The organism is Mycolicibacterium chlorophenolicum (assembly GCF_001044235.1).
Classification (GTDB): Bacteria; Actinomycetota; Actinomycetes; order Mycobacteriales; family Mycobacteriaceae; genus Mycobacterium; species Mycobacterium chlorophenolicum.
Genome location: NZ_JYNL01000048.1, coordinates 1 through 14,551 on the forward strand (window position 1 = coordinate 1; position 14,551 = coordinate 14,551).

Sequence of the window (14,551 nt, forward strand, 5' to 3'; positions counted from 1 at the left end):
CCGCACCACCAGGGCCGGCTACGACCATGCAGCCTCACCCGACCCACCCGGGTCACAGCCCAACGTAACAACACGAAGTAACTGCAACTACGAACTTAAGGAACACCCATGAAGACGCTCTACACCGCAGAGGCCCTGGCCACCGGCGAGGGACGCGACGGCCACGGCCGGTCCTCCGACGGCCGGCTCGACTTCGACCTGGCCATCCCCAAGGAGATGGGCGGCAGCGGCAACGGCACCAACCCCGAGCAGCTCTTCGCCGTCGGCTACGCCGCCTGCTTCCACTCCGCGCTGCGACTGGTCGCCCGGCAGGACAAGGTCGATGTCTCCGATTCGTCTGTCGGAGCACGGGTCTCGATCGGCCAGCTCGACAACGGCGGCTTCGGTCTGGCGGTCGAGCTGGAGGTCACGCTGCCCAACGTCGACGCCGAGACGGCCCGTCAGGTGACCGAGAAGGCCCACCAGGTGTGCCCGTACTCCAACGCCACCCGCGGCAACATCGACGTCACGCTCAACGTCACCGACGACTGAGCGTCTGCGCGAACGCGCCGACCCGGTCGATGAACCGGTCGAAGAACGCCGCAGGATCGACCCCGACACCGATGAGCGCGTTGGGTTCCCGTCCCCAGTGCCCGCTCCAGTCGGCGATCGTCATCCCGCGCGTCAGCGTGCCGGTCAGCTCGACGTCGACCGGGGCGGCGCGGCACGCCACCAGCTCCGGGTCCAGCGCGACCGCGGCGGCCAGCGGGTCGTGCAGGTGGGCCAGATAGCCCTCGCCCTGGTCGTGGTGGAACTCGAAGTAGAACCGCATCGCGTCTTCGAGCACCCGGATCAGCGCGTTGCCGGCTGCGGAGGCCGTCCCGTGGGTGTCGTGGACCGACATCGGGGGAGACGGCGCCCCCGCGGCGTCGGCGAGCCGGCTCAGCAACTCCGGGGTCATCGTGATGTTCTCGGTGACGTTGAGGCCCAACACGATCGGCAGGCTCGGCGCGCCCGCCCATCCGGCGAACACCTCGGCCGCCGATTCCGGATCCACGCTGGTGTTCCACTCGGCGACGGGGGTGGTGTTGCCGCGGTAGTCGAACGCGCCGCCCATGATCACGAGCCGCCGGATCAGCCGGGGCAGCTCCGGCTCGGCGCGCAGCGCGAGCGCCAGGTTGGTCAGCGGTCCGGTGGCGATCCCGATCAGCGTGCCGGGATGGGCGTGTGCCGCCCGGATCCAGGCCTGCGCGGCGTCGTGCTCGGTGAGCCGCGCCGAGGTGGCCGGCAGCCGGGCATACCCGAGGCCCTGAGGTCCATGGGTGTCCTCCGCGGTGCGCAGCGGTGCCGTCAACGGCGACTCCGATCCCATGGACACCGGCACACCGGTGATGCCGCACAGCTCGAGCAGACCGAGGTTGTTCTCGCAGACCTGATGCACACCGACGTTTCCCGCGGTGGAGGCGATGCCGACCACGTCGGCCTCCGGGCTGCCGAACAGGTACACCAGGGCCATCGCGTCATCGACGCCGGTGTCCACGTCGAGGAACACCGGCAGGCGTTCGGCGCTCACCAGTGCACGCCGGGCACCAACCGCACCGCCCGCTTGACCTGGCGGGGCACCCGCACCGAGGGCACCGGCCGGGCGGGCCGCCGCGGGCGCCGCACCACCGCGGGACGGCTCTCGGCCACGCCGCGCGCGGCCGCCGAGTCGGGATAGCCCAGGTACAGCTGGTGCAGGATCCGCCGCGTCAGCCGCGGCGTGAAGTACGTGCCGAGATCAGACAGCGTGCCGACCGGGGTGTCGATGCGCGGCGGCTTGTCGATCAGGCCGCGGACCACCATCGCGGCCGCGTGTTCGGCGGAGATCGGAGGCATCGGGTTGAGCCTACGCGACGGCGCGATCATCGGCGTCGCGACCAGCGGCATGTGGATGGTGGTGAACGTGATGTGGTCCGAGAGTGTCTCGGTCCCAACGACTTCGGTGAACGCGTCCAGTGCGGCCTTGCTGGCGACGTAGGCGCTGTATTTCGGGCTGGCAGCCTGCACGCCGGCGCTGGAGACGTTGACCACGTGGCCGTACCGTCGCTCGCGCCAGTGCGGCAGCAGCGCCAGCACCAGCCGCACGGGCCCGAAGTAGTTGACCGCCATCACCCGCTCGTAGTCGTGCAGCCGATCGGTCGAAGCGACCACCGACCGCCGGATCGACCGGCCGGCGTTGTTGACCAGATAGTCGACGTGGTCGAAGCGGCCGAGGATGTCCTTGACGGTGTGTTCCACGGCGGCCGAGTCGGTGACGTCGCACGTGAAGGCGTGCGCGTCGCCGCCGGCCGCGCGGATCTCGGCGATCAGGTCGTCGAGGGCGTCGCCGTTGCGCGCCAACGCGAAGACCGTCGCCCCGCGGGCGGCCACCGCGATCGCCGAGGCACGCCCGATCCCGCTCGACGCCCCGGTGATGATGACGTGCTTGCCGACCAGCGGTCCCGCCGGATCCTCGCGCCGCGCCCGTTCGGGATCGAGGTGCTCGGCCCAGTACCGCCACAGCCGTGGTGCGTAGCTCGCGAACTCCGGCACCACGATTCCGGTGCCCCGCAGTGCCTCGTCGGTGTGGTCGCGGATGAAGGTCGGGGCGAGTTCGACGACATCGAGGACCTCGCCCGGGATGCCCAGCTGAGTGGCGGCCATGTTGCGCAACACCTTTGCGCGCCCGGTCACCCCGAGCAGTGGTGCCGCGGTCGCGCGGGGCAGCGATCCGACCAGAGGCGGCAGCCCCGCCTCGGAGGCGACGCCGCGGTAGATGCCGCGCAGGCCGATCGTGGTCGGCGCGGTCAGGTGGAACGTCTCACCGTCGCGGCCGTCGAGGTGCATCAACGCGCTCAGCCCGTCGACCACGAAGTCCACGGGCACGATGTTGGTGCGTCCGGTGTCGGGCAGCAGCATCGGCGTGAAACGGGGCAGCGCGGCGAGCGCGGACAGGATCGGGAAGAAGTAGTAGGGACCGTCGATCTTGTCCATCTCCCCGGTGCGCGAATCGCCCACGACGACCGCGGGCCGGTAGACGCGGAACCGTAATCCGGGGGCCGCCCGCACCAGCAGTTCGGCCTCGAACTTCGTCCGGTGATAGGGCGTGGGCAGTTCCTGTCCGACGTCGACGTCGTCCTCGGTGAACTCACCGCGAAAGCTGCCGGCGACCGCGATCGACGACACGTGATGCAACGTCGCGCCGAGGCGGCGGGTCAGCGCGATGACCGCGCGCGTGCCGTCGACGTTGGCCTCCCGCTGCCGCTGCTCGGGAGCGGTGATGTCGTAGATCGCCGCGCAGTGCACGACATGGTCGACGGTTCCCAGCATCGCGTCGTCGTCGTCGGTCAGCCCGAGATCGGGCGCGGTCAGGTCGCCGACCAGCGGCGTCACCCGCCCGTCCCAGCGCTGGGCCAGACGCTCGAAGCGGCCGAGGGATTCGCGGCGCACGAGCACGTGCACCGCCTCGGTGCCGGGCCGGGCCAGCAGGCGGGTCACGATATGACGGCCCAAGAACCCGGTACCGCCGGTAACGACATAGCGCATGCGGGACATGGTCACCTGCCGATGGGAAAAGGTCAACACCCAGTTCGGCCGCGGTAGCACGGCGGAAACAATCCGGGCCTACCGTGTCGCCATGCCGTCTCGCCGACGCTCCGCCCTGGTGGGCAGGCTCGTCGTCGACCAGCCCGGCCGGCCACAGCAGGCGATCCTCGACGAGTTGCGGCGGGTGATCCTCGACGGCGCCGTGCCCCCGGGCACCCTCATCCCGCTGGCCGAGGTCGCCGAGCTCTTCGGTGTCAGCCAGATCCCGGTCCGCGAGTCCCTCAAGACGCTGATCGGCGAGGGGCTGGTGTCGCACCGCAGTAACGCCGGGTACGCCGTCGCCCAGCTGACGCCCCAGGAGCTGCGCGAGATGTACATCGTGCGGGAGACGCTGGAGTCCGCGTCGTTGTCCGTGGCGATCGCCAACGCCACCGACGAGGACCGGGCCGCCATCGTGGCGGCGAATGACGTTCTACAGCAGGCGGTTCGCGACGACGACCCGGCGGCCTACCACCGGCAGAGCCGCACGTTCCACCTGGCGCTGGCGCGTCCGTCGCGGATGCACCGGCTGCTGCACATGCTCGAGTCCGCATGGAACGTCACCGAACCGGTGCAGTCGATGGTGCACGTGGGACCCGCAGACCGCGCCGCGCTGCATGCCGACCACTGCCAGATGGTGTCGGCGTTCCTCGCCGGCGATGTCGAGGGCCTGCTCTCCGCGTCGGAACTGCATGCGCAGCGGCTCAATGCCGTGATCGCGACGCTGCCCACCGACACCGGCCTGCTGTCGACGGATATATCTTCGGCGCAATAGCCAGGTGTCTCAGCGGAAACGCCGATGCAATACGGCGTGGCTACGGTCCGCGCATGACGGAGATCGACACCCCGCAGCCCACCAAGGAACTCCCGCCCGGCGCGGTCGTCGGCGCCGGTGACCTCGTCGAAGCGTCCGGTCACCCGATCGGCGGCGGCGTCATCAAACCCGGCTACGACCCGAGGCTGACCAACGAGGATCTGGCGCCGCTGGGAAAGCAGACCTGGTCCTCCTACAACATCTTCGCGTTCTGGATGTCCGACGTGCACAGCGTCGGCGGCTACGTGACGGCCGGCAGCCTGTTCGCGCTCGGACTCGCCAGCTGGCAGGTGCTCGTCGCGCTCCTGATCGGCATCGTCATCGTCTACGTCTTCTGCAACCTGGTGGCCAAGCCCAGTCAGGCCACCGGTGTGCCCTATCCGGTGATCTGCCGCAGCGTGTTCGGCGTGCTCGGAGCCAACATCCCGGCGATCATCCGCGGGCTGATCGCCGTGGCCTGGTACGGCATCCAGACCTACCTGGCCTCGGCTGCCCTGGATGTGGTGCTGCTCAAACTCTTTCCGGGCCTGGCCCCCTACGCAGACGTCGACACTCACGGTTTCCTCGGGTTGCCGCTGCTGGGCTGGGGCAGCTTCATCCTGCTGTGGGTGCTCCAGGCGTGCGTGTTCTGGCGCGGCATGGAGGCGATCCGCCGGTTCATCGACTTCTGCGGCCCGGCAGTGTATGTCGTGATGTTCCTGCTGTGCGGCTATCTGATCTACAAGGCCGGATGGGGCGCGATCGACCTGAACCTCGGCGACGTCACCTACACCGGGCTGGACTCCGTTCCCGTCATGCTCGGCGCCATCGCCCTGGTGGTGTCCTACTTCTCCGGGCCGATGCTGAACTTCGGCGACTTCTCCCGGTACGGCAAGTCCTTCGACGCGGTCAAACGGGGGAACTTCCTCGGTCTACCGGTGAACTTCCTGGTTTTCTCGCTGCTGGTGGTCGTCACGGCGTCGCTGACGGTGCCGGTGTTCGGCGAGCTGCTCACCGATCCGGTCGAGACCGTCGCGCGCATCGACTCCACGTTCGCGATCGTGTTGGGCGCCTTGACCTTCACGATCGCGACCATCGGCATTAACATCGTCGCCAACTTCATCTCCCCGGCCTTCGACTTCTCCAACGTCAGCCCGCAGCGGATCAGTTGGCGCGCAGGCGGCATGATCGCCGCCGTCGGCTCCGTGCTCATCACCCCGTGGAATCTCTACAACAACCCCGAGGTCATCCATTACACGCTGGAGACGCTCGGCGCGTTCATCGGACCGCTCTTCGGCGTGCTCATCGCGCACTACTACCTGGTGCACCGGCAGAAGGTGATCGTCGACGACATGTTCACCCTCGACGAGAACGGAACCTACTGGTACTCCAAGGGTTACAACCCTGCCGCGGTCATCACCACGATCGTCGCTGCGGTGGCGGCGATGATCCCCGTCCTGCTCGGCGGATCCGTGACCGGCATGCACACCGCCGCGCAGTACAGCTGGTTCATCGGTTGCGGTATCGGTTTCGGCCTCTACTACCTGCTGGCCACCAGGACCAGCAGGTTCGCCGTCGCGCCACTGCCGTGACGCTGATCTGGGTCGTCAACCCGAACACCACCGAGGCGATGACGGCCGCGATCACGCGCAGCGCCCTCGCGGTCGTCGCACCCGGAACCACCGTCGCCGGCATCACGCCGGAGTCCGGTCCGCCGTCCATCGAGAGCCACTACGACGAGGCGATGAGCGTGCCCGGGGTGCTCACGGCGATCCGGCGCGGCGAGGAACAGGGCGTGGACGGGTACGTGATCGCCTGCTTCGGCGACCCGGGACTCGACGCCGCCCGCGAGGTGGCTCGCGGGCCGGTGATCGGCATCGCCGAAGCCGCCATGCACACCGCCAGCCACCTCGGCCGTGGATTCAGCGTGGTGACCACCCTCGGCCGCACGATCGGCCGGGCCGCGGAACTCGCCGAACGCTATGGGATGCAACGGTTCTGCCGCGGCATCCACGCCTGCGAGCTGCCGGTTCTCGATCTGGACACCGATCCCGACGCGGTCAAGATCGTCACCGAGGCGTGCCGGCAGGCGGTCGACGCCGACGGGTCCGACGTCGTGGTGCTGGGGTGCGCCGGCATGGCCGACATGTGCGCGGTGATCTCCGCGGACGTGGGCGTGCCGGTGGTCGACGGGGTGAGCGCGGCGACGCTCACCGTCCAATCGCTGGTGGCGATGGGCCTGAAGACGTCGACGCGCGGCGAATACGCACCGCCGCCGGAGAAGGTCTACGCCGTCGGCGGGTGAACGCGGCGCCAGTGCTCGGCGATCTCGAGACGCCGGGCCAGCCACACGCCGTCGTGGGTCTGCACGTGGTCCAGGAATCTCTCCAGCGCCCTGGTGCGCGCCGGCCTGCCCGCGAGCCGGCAGTGCAGGCCGACCGAGAGCATCTTGGGCGCCCCGTCCAGCCCCTCGGCGTAGAGCACGTCGAAGGCGTCGCGCAGATGCGCGTAGAACTCGTCGCCGTTGGCGAATCCGGCTGCTGAGGCGAACCGCATGTCGTTGGTGTCGAGGGTGTACGGCACGACCAGATGATCGGTGTCGCGCACCGTGACCCAGTACGGCAGGTCGTCGGCGTAGGAGTCCGAGTCGTAGGTGAAGCCGCCGTGTTCGACGACGAGCTCGCGGGTGTTCGGCGAATCCCGGCCCGTGTACCAGCCGCGCGGTGCGGCGCCGGTGAGATCGCGCAGGATCTGCACCGCCTCGGCCATGTGCGCGCGCTCGGTGTCCCGGTCGATCAGTTGGTAGGACGTCCACACCAGTCCGTGACAGGCGATCTCGTGGCCGAGTTCACCGAACGCGGCGACCGCCTCGGGGTTGCGCTGCAGGGCCCGTGCGACCGCGAAGACGGTCAGCGGGATGCCGCGCCGTTCGAACACCCTGAGCAGCCGCCACAGTCCGGCGCGAGAACCGTACTCGTACAACGACTCCATGCTCATGTGCCGGTTGGGGAAGGCCTGCGCCGGGGTGATCTCCGAGAGAAACGTCTCCGACGCCGGATCGCCGTCGAGGACCGAGTTCTCGGCTCCCTCTTCGTAATTGAGGACGAACTGTACGGCGATCGCCGCGCCGCCGGGCCACTGGGGGTCGGGCGGGGTGCGGCCGTAGCCGACCATGTCGCGGGCAGTGCTCATGCCAACTCGCCGAAGAGCCGCAGCCGGGCCATGCCGCCGTCGGGATAGATGTCCAGCCGGGCCTCGGAGACGACGGCGTCCGACTGGACGGGGAAGCGGTGCCGGGTGTCGGCGAGAAGGTCGGTGCGCGGCAGGATTTCGATCCAGTCGCCGTCCCGGGTGAGCCCGGACAGCCGCGCCGCGCCGGGGCTGTTGCCGAGGAAGTAGCTGGTGTCGAGTTCGACCATGCGGATCACACCGGGGCCGGCCAGGCGCAGGTGCACCCAGTCGTTGCCGTCGTCGCGCCGCCGCGCGGTCTCCCAGCCGTCGCCCATGACGTTCGCGACGCCGGGGAAGATGAGGTTCTGCGGGGAGCTGTAGAACCGGTTCGAACAGTCGAGGACGAGGCCGCCGTTGTCCAGCGCCGCCAGATCGAGACCGGTCACGTCGGTGAACCGGCGGTCGGGTCGGCCCTCGCCGTGTACCCGCAAGCGAGCCACGCCTCCGTCGGGAAAGATGCTCAATCTCACGTGCGTCCACCGCTTTTCGGACGTCACGATGAACGGGTTGCGGGTATCGCCGCACACCGGGGCACGCTCCACGATGGTCGTCCACCCTGGGTCCCGGGCCAGCAGCTCGGGGCGCCGGTAGTCGTCCATCTCGATCGCCTCGACCGAGATCTCGGGTGGGTAGTTGCCCGTGAAGAACGCGGTGTCCACCATCACGCCGCGGATGACGCCGGGCACGCCCAGCCGCACGATCGCCTCGTCGTGACCGGGATCGCGTCGGCGTCGGGTCTCCCAGCCGTCGTAGATCTGGCCCTTGTGGCCGAACGAGGCGGGCCGGTAGGTCGCCGGGCCCGGCCTGATCAGATTCTCCTTCTCGGCGAACGTCTCGTCGTTCGCCCAGATCACCGCGCCACCCACGGGGCGCAGAGCGAGGTCGGGCAACCAGGTGAAGTCCGGTTCCGGCTCGGCCATCCGCCCATCGTCACAGAAGGCCGGCGGTTCGGCGCGCCGAGAGCCGCCGCGGCGGGAGGCTTGCCAACCGACAGCGGCATGGCATAGGAGAGACACATGCCGATCGATCCGAACGCCGTAGGCGTCACCACCCCGCCGCAGACCTTCCGCTGGAAGGACCGCGACACGCTGCTCTACGCGCTCGGCGTCGGTGCGGGCACCGCCGACCTCGCGTTCACCACCGAGAACAGTCACGACATCTCCCAGCAGGTGCTGCCGACCTACGCCGTGATCGCCTGTTCCCCGTTCGCCGCAGCCGGGAGCATCGGCTCCTTCGACTTCAGTCGGCTGCTGCACGGCTCGCAGAGCATCCGGCTGTTCGCGCCGCTGCCGGCCGCGGGCGCGCTGAGCGTCATCAGCGAAGTCGCCGACATCCAGGACAAGGGCGAGGGCAAGAACGCGATCGTGATGCTCAAGGCGACCGGCAGCGATCCCGAAACCGGAGCCGCGGTGGCCGAGACGCTCACCACCCTGGTGATCCGCGGCGAAGGCGGGTTCGGCGGCCAACCCGGCCAGCGGCCGGTCGCGCCGCAGATCCCCGAGCGGGAACCCGACGCGACGGTCACCCTGCCCACCCGGGAGGACCAGGCGCTGATCTACCGGCTGTCCGGCGATCGCAACCCCCTGCACAGCGACCCGTGGTTCGCTGCGCTGGCCGGGTTCCCGAAGCCGATCCTGCACGGGCTGTGCACCTACGGCGTTGCCGGCCGCGCGTTGGTGGCGGCTCTGGGAGGCGGTGACGCCACCAGGATCACCGCGATCTCGGCCCGCTTCACGTCCCCGGTGTTCCCCGGCGACACCCTATCGACGTCGATCTGGCGGCTGGATGCCGGCGCCGCGGTGTTCCGGACCGAGGCTGCGGGCCCCGACGGATCCGATGCCCGCCTGGTGCTGGAGGACGGCACCGCCGAGTTCGCCGAATGATCAGGATCCCGGCGAAGACGCTGGTTGCCCTGGGAAACGGTTTGCTGGACTGGTAGCCTTCGCCTGTGGGCGGGGGTATTGATCTGGACCGCGGATGCGTCCGGCAGGGGTGGGCCAATGTTTGACGGTTTGCGGAGTTCCTCCGCCCGTTCGATCGGCCCTGCACTGTGGGGCTCCGATCAGTACTACTGGTTTACTGCTGTGCTGGCCGCTCGTGGGATGCAGACGGCGACATGCCGATTGGTCGCGGTCTGCATCGCGGCACTCGGGTTGATCCCCGTGGGGCTGCTGGCGAGCCCCGTGGGTCCCCGGGGAACGTTCGGACGGACCGCTGCCGTGGTGATCGCGGTGGCCTGCTTCGGGCTGGCGACGGTGTGGCTGCGGGACCACTGGCCGACGCGCGCGCAGTCGCTGCTGTGCGTGCTGATCGGGTCGATCAGCATCGGGGTGTCGGCGCTGATCCAGGCCAATCCGGTGGTCGGGCTGACGGGGGCCGCAAGCTATGCCGTACTGACCGCGTTCGTGGTGTGCTTTCACACCGCGCGGTTGCTGGCACTGGTGTGGACGGTCGCCGTCTTCGCACTCGGCGTGCTGATCGTGCGGCTGGCGGCGACGGATCTGGCACTGGCGATCTGCGCGGCCGGCATGATCATCCTGCTCAACGTCTTCGTCGCGTTCGCCTGTCGGGCGATGATCCTGCTGATCCAGCCCGACACCCATCACGGCGACATCGAGCAGCTCACCGGCCTGCTGCACCGGGACGCGTTCTATCAGTCGGTCGCCACGCTGCTCGCCTCGCGGAGCCGCAGCGCGGACAAGTACCTCGTGGTGGTCGCGGTGAACATCGACAGCTTCTCGCTGCTGCTCGGGTTGTCCGGACCGAGCGGGGGCAACCGCGCGCGGGTGACGGTCGGCCAGGCGCTGCGCGAGACCGTCCGGCACAACGCGATCGTCGCGCACGTCTCCGACGACGACTTCCTCATCGCCGACAGCTTCACCACCGCCGACGCCTCACCGCTGGTCGAGCGGATCCGCGGGGCGATCGCCGCGACGCCTCAGCGGCTCACGGCGAGCATCGGGGTGGTGTGCACGCCGCTGCCGCCGCTGGCCGCCGAGCCGCCCGACGAGGTGCTCGACAAGCTCATCGCGATCGCCACGCAGGCCATCGAGCAGGCCCGGATGGCGGGCGGCAACCAGGTCCGCTACGTGCTGCGGCCCACGCTCGACGAGGACCCCGACGGCGACGGCGACGATCCCCGGCCCGGCACCGGAAAGAGCGCCTGACTGTCGAACGTCTGTTCGATACACTGGCGGGGTGGGTTGGCACAACGGTCCGCCGGGCTGGGGCGAGATGGAGCGCGTCCTCAACAGCAAGCCGCGCCGCGCCGGCTGGCCGATCGACGGCCAGATCGGTGACGGCGGTGACAGTCCGGCCTGGTCGCGTAAGCGGGGGCGGTACCAACCGCCGGACCCGCCCACCGGTGCGGGGTCGTCGACGCCGTACGCCGAACTGCACACCCATTCCGCCTACAGCTTCCTCGACGGGGCCAGCACGCCCGAAGAACTGGTGGAGGAGGCGGCGCGGCTCGGTCTGCGTGCTCTCGCGCTGACCGACCACGACGGCCTCTACGGGGTGGTCCGGTTCGCCGAGGCTGCCCGGGAACTCGACATCGCGACGGTGTTCGGCGCGGAGCTGTCGCTGGGCGGGGGCAGCCGGACCGACGATCCCGACCCGCCCGGGCCGCACCTCCTGGTGCTCGCGCGGGGCCCGGAGGGGTACCGGCGGCTGTCGCGGCAGCTGGCCGCCGCGCACCTGGCCGGCGGCGCGAAAGGCGTGCTGCGCTACGACTACGACGCGCTGACCGAGGCCGCGGGAGGCCACTGGCAGATTCTCACCGGGTGCCGCAAAGGTCATGTCCGGCAGGCACTGTCGGCCGGTGGCCCGGAGGCGGCGGAGGCCGCGCTCGCCGACCTGGTCGACCGGTTCGGCCGGGACCGCGTCACCGTGGAGCTCACCCATCACGGCCATCCGCACGACGACGAACGCAATGCCGCGCTGGCCGTGCTCGCGCCGCGGTTCGGTCTGGACGTCGTGGCCACCACCGCGGCGCATTTCGCCGAGCCCGCCCGCGGCAGGCTGGCCATGGCGATGGGCGCGATCCGGGCCAGGAACTCGATGGACGAGGCCGCGGGTCACCTTGCCCCGCTGGGAGGTTCGCATCTGCGCTCAGGGGAGGAGATGGCCCGGGTGTTCGCCCACTGCCCCGAGGTGGTCAGCGCCGCCGCCGAACTCGGGGAGCAGTGCGCATTCGGTCTCGCGCTCATCGCGCCGCAGCTGCCGCCGTTCGACGTACCGCCCGGCCACACCGAGAACAGCTGGCTGCGGCACCTGGTGATGCAGGGCGCCCGGGAACGGTACGGGCCTCCCGAGCGGGCGCCCCGCGCGTACGCCCAGATCGAACACGAGCTGCGGGTGATCGAGGCGCTGAACTTCCCGGGTTATTTCCTTGTGGTACATGACATCACGCGGTTCTGCCGGGAGAACGACATCCTCTCGCAGGGCCGGGGGTCGGCGGCCAACTCGGCGGTCTGCTACGCGCTGAAGGTCACCAACGTCGACCCGGTGGCCAACGACCTGCTGTTCGAACGGTTCCTGTCCCCGGCCCGCGACGGCCCGCCCGATATCGACATCGACATCGAATCCGACCTGCGCGAGCAGGCGATCCAGTACGTCTACCAGCGATACGGCCGCGAATACGCCGCCCAGGTGGCCAACGTGATCACCTACCGCGGCCGCAGTGCGGTCCGGGACATGGCGCGCGCACTCGGGTTCTCCCAGGGCCAGCAGGACGCATGGAGCAAACAGCTCAGCCAGTGGGGGAATCTGACCGACGACACCCATGTGGAAGGCATTCCCGACCAGGTCATCGAGCTGGCCACGCAGATCTCCAATCTGCCGCGCCACATGGGCATCCACTCCGGGGGCATGGTGATCTGCGACCGCCCGATCGCCGACGTGTGCCCGGTCGAATGGGCCCGCATGGAGAACCGCAGTGTCCTGCAGTGGGACAAAGACGACTGTGCGGCCATCGGTTTGGTGAAATTCGACATGCTGGGGCTGGGCATGCTCTCGGCGCTGCACTACTGCATCGACCTGGTCGCCGAACACAAGGGCATCGAGGTGGATCTGGCCACGCTGGACCTGTCCGAGGCCGCCGTGTACGAGATGCTGCAGCGCGCCGATTCCGTCGGGGTGTTCCAGGTGGAATCGCGCGCGCAGATGGCCACCCTGCCCCGGCTCAAACCGCGGGTGTTCTACGACCTGGTGGTGGAGGTGGCGCTGATCCGGCCCGGGCCGATCCAGGGCGGGTCGGTGCACCCGTACATCAAGCGCCGCAACGGGGAGGAGCCGGTCACCTACGACCATCCGTCGATGGAGTCGGCGCTGAGAAAGACACTGGGCGTGCCGCTGTTCCAGGAGCAGCTCATGCAGCTGGCGGTGGACTGCGCCGGGTTCTCGGCGGCCGAGGCCGACCAGCTGCGCCGCGCGATGGGCTCCAAACGCTCGACGGAGAAGATGCGCCGGCTGCGCGGCCGGTTCTTCGACGGGATGGCCGAGGTGCACGGCATCACCGGAGAGGTGGCCCAGCGGATCTACGAGAAGCTGGAGGCGTTCGCCAATTTCGGCTTCCCCGAGAGTCATTCGCTGAGCTTCGCGTCACTGGTGTTCTACTCGTCGTGGTTCAAGCTGCACCACCCCGCGGCGTTCTGCGCGGCGCTGTTGCGTGCGCAGCCGATGGGGTTCTACTCGCCGCAGTCCCTGGTGGCCGACGCGCGCCGGCACGGGGTCACCGTGCACGGTCCCGACGTCAACGCCAGCCTTGCGCACGCCACGCTGGAGAACGCGGGTATGGAGGTGCGGCTCGGCCTCGGCAGTGTCCGGCACATCGGCGACGAGCTGGCCGAGCGGCTGGTCGAGGAACGGAAAGCCCACGGCCCGTTCACCTCTCTGCTGGACCTGACCGGGCGGGTGCAGCTGTCGGTGCCGCAGACCGAGGCGCTGGCCACCGCCGGCGCGCTGGGATGTTTCGGGATCACCCGGCGTGAGGGGCTGTGGGCGGCGGGCGCCGCGGCCGCCGAGCGTCCGGACCGGCTGCCCGGGGTCGGGTCGTCCTCGCACGTTCCGTCGCTGCCGGGGATGACCGAACTGGAGCTGACCGCCGCCGACGTGTGGGCCACCGGGGTGTCGCCCGACCGCTACCCGACCCAGTTCCTGCGGGAGGACCTCGATGCGATGGGGGTGGTGCCGGCCGATCAACTGCTGTCGGTACCCGACGGCACCCGGGTGCTGGTCGCGGGGGCGGTGACGCACCGGCAGCGGCCCGCGACCGCGCAGGGGGTGACGTTCGTCAACCTCGAGGACGAGACCGGGATGGTCAATGTGCTGTGTATGCCCGCGGTGTGGGCGCGGCACCGAAGGCTGGCGCAGACGGCCTCGGCGCTGCTGATCCGCGGCATCGTGCAGAACGCCACCGGCGCGGTGACCGTCGTCGCCGACCGGATGGGTCCGCTGAGCCTGCGGGTGGCCTCGAAGTCCCGCGACTTCCGTTGACGGGTGACTGTCAGCCCGGGATCGGCGTCGTCCACACCTTGTCGACGTCGATCCGCAGGCGGGTGCCGTAACCCGCCATCGCGTCGGCCAAGCCGATCTCCTCGGCCTGTGCGCGGTACTTCTCCCAGTACGGGCCGTCCTCGCGCGGGTCGACGTTCTGCGCCTCCACCGTGGCGGTGCCGCCGACGACGATGATGCCCGAGCCCTGCCCGTCGGAGTCGAGGTTGAGGCTGACCCGCGGGTGTGCCTGGATGTGACGCACCTTCGCCGCGGACGGTTCGGTGTAGACGGTGATGCCGGCACCGTCGAAGTGGAACCACACCAATCGCGGTACCGGTTGGCCGGATTTCGCCACGGTGGTGAGCCATCCGAACTGATCGGAGGTGAGACGGTCAACGACTTCGTCGGGGAATTCAGCTGCCATGCGACCGAATGTAGTCTCGGCAC

At 69.5% G+C, this 14,551-nt stretch carries 12 protein-coding genes; 7 read left to right on the forward strand and 5 right to left on the reverse strand.

All coding sequences use genetic code 11. The annotated features are described in order from the left end of the window. Positions 1–108 precede the first annotated feature (108 nt). Complete coding sequence (locus MCHLDSM_RS18860) at positions 109–531, forward strand: organic hydroperoxide resistance protein (protein WP_048419402.1); 423 nt, start codon at positions 109–111, stop codon at positions 529–531. On the opposite strand, the gene MCHLDSM_RS18865 is transcribed toward MCHLDSM_RS18860, so the two are convergent. Continuing rightward, positions 518–1,552: a nucleoside hydrolase gene (locus MCHLDSM_RS18865; RefSeq protein WP_048471491.1), complete on the reverse strand. Its 1,035-nt coding sequence runs from the start codon at positions 1,550–1,552 to the stop codon at positions 518–520. The two genes, MCHLDSM_RS18860 and MCHLDSM_RS18865, sit on opposite strands and share 14 nt — an antisense overlap. Then, the gene (locus MCHLDSM_RS18870) at positions 1,549–3,546 is read right to left on the reverse strand and encodes an SDR family oxidoreductase (RefSeq protein ID WP_201780389.1); all 1,998 of its coding nucleotides are present in this window, start codon (positions 3,544–3,546) and stop codon (positions 1,549–1,551) included. Before MCHLDSM_RS18870 ends, MCHLDSM_RS18865 begins: the two co-directional genes overlap by 4 nt. 91 nt (positions 3,547–3,637) lie before the next feature. On the opposite strand from MCHLDSM_RS18870, the gene MCHLDSM_RS18875 reads away from it, so the two are divergent. Genes MCHLDSM_RS18875 through MCHLDSM_RS18885 form a run of 3 tightly spaced genes read left to right on the forward strand, consistent with a single transcriptional unit; the run spans position 3,638 to position 6,683 of the window. Continuing rightward, positions 3,638–4,360 (forward strand): GntR family transcriptional regulator, encoded by a 723-nt coding sequence (locus MCHLDSM_RS18875; protein ID WP_048471591.1) that lies wholly within the window; start codon positions 3,638–3,640, stop codon positions 4,358–4,360. A 53-nt stretch (positions 4,361–4,413) separates the two neighbouring features. After that, positions 4,414–5,970, forward strand: coding sequence for an NCS1 family nucleobase:cation symporter-1 (locus tag MCHLDSM_RS18880; protein WP_048471493.1), 1,557 nt, complete (start codon positions 4,414–4,416; stop codon positions 5,968–5,970). Next, positions 5,967–6,683 carry an aspartate/glutamate racemase family protein gene (locus MCHLDSM_RS18885; protein ID WP_109788882.1) on the forward strand — a complete coding sequence of 239 codons (717 nt, stop codon included), beginning with the start codon at positions 5,967–5,969 and terminating at the stop codon, positions 6,681–6,683. The genes MCHLDSM_RS18880 and MCHLDSM_RS18885 overlap by 4 nt, the downstream gene beginning before the upstream one ends. On the opposite strand, the gene puuE is transcribed toward MCHLDSM_RS18885, so the two are convergent. Together puuE and alc are read right to left on the reverse strand one after the other, a co-directional pair. Next, a complete protein-coding gene (gene puuE / locus MCHLDSM_RS18890; RefSeq protein ID WP_048471494.1) occupies positions 6,665–7,570 on the reverse strand; it encodes an allantoinase PuuE in 906 nt (301 codons plus the stop codon). The genes MCHLDSM_RS18885 and puuE overlap by 19 nt on opposite strands. Continuing rightward, a complete protein-coding gene (alc, locus tag MCHLDSM_RS18895; RefSeq protein WP_048471495.1) occupies positions 7,567–8,529 on the reverse strand; it encodes an allantoicase in 963 nt (320 codons plus the stop codon). The genes puuE and alc overlap by 4 nt, the downstream gene beginning before the upstream one ends. Positions 8,530–8,625: 96 nt before the next feature. Between alc and MCHLDSM_RS18900 the strand changes: the two genes are divergently transcribed. From MCHLDSM_RS18900 to MCHLDSM_RS18910, 3 genes are all read left to right on the forward strand, one after another. After that, positions 8,626–9,492 carry a MaoC/PaaZ C-terminal domain-containing protein gene (locus MCHLDSM_RS18900; RefSeq protein ID WP_048471496.1) on the forward strand — a complete coding sequence of 289 codons (867 nt, stop codon included), beginning with the start codon at positions 8,626–8,628 and terminating at the stop codon, positions 9,490–9,492. A 117-nt stretch (positions 9,493–9,609) separates the two neighbouring features. Then, positions 9,610–10,776 (forward strand): GGDEF domain-containing protein, encoded by a 1,167-nt coding sequence (locus tag MCHLDSM_RS18905; RefSeq protein ID WP_048471497.1) that lies wholly within the window; start codon positions 9,610–9,612, stop codon positions 10,774–10,776. 31 nt (positions 10,777–10,807) lie between these two features. Beyond that, positions 10,808–14,104, forward strand: coding sequence for an error-prone DNA polymerase (locus MCHLDSM_RS18910; protein WP_048471498.1), 3,297 nt, complete (start codon positions 10,808–10,810; stop codon positions 14,102–14,104). A gap of 10 nt (positions 14,105–14,114) precedes the next feature. On the opposite strand, the gene MCHLDSM_RS18915 is transcribed toward MCHLDSM_RS18910, so the two are convergent. Next, positions 14,115–14,528 (reverse strand): TIGR03667 family PPOX class F420-dependent oxidoreductase, encoded by a 414-nt coding sequence (locus tag MCHLDSM_RS18915; protein ID WP_048471499.1) that lies wholly within the window; start codon positions 14,526–14,528, stop codon positions 14,115–14,117. Positions 14,529–14,551 lie beyond the last annotated feature (23 nt).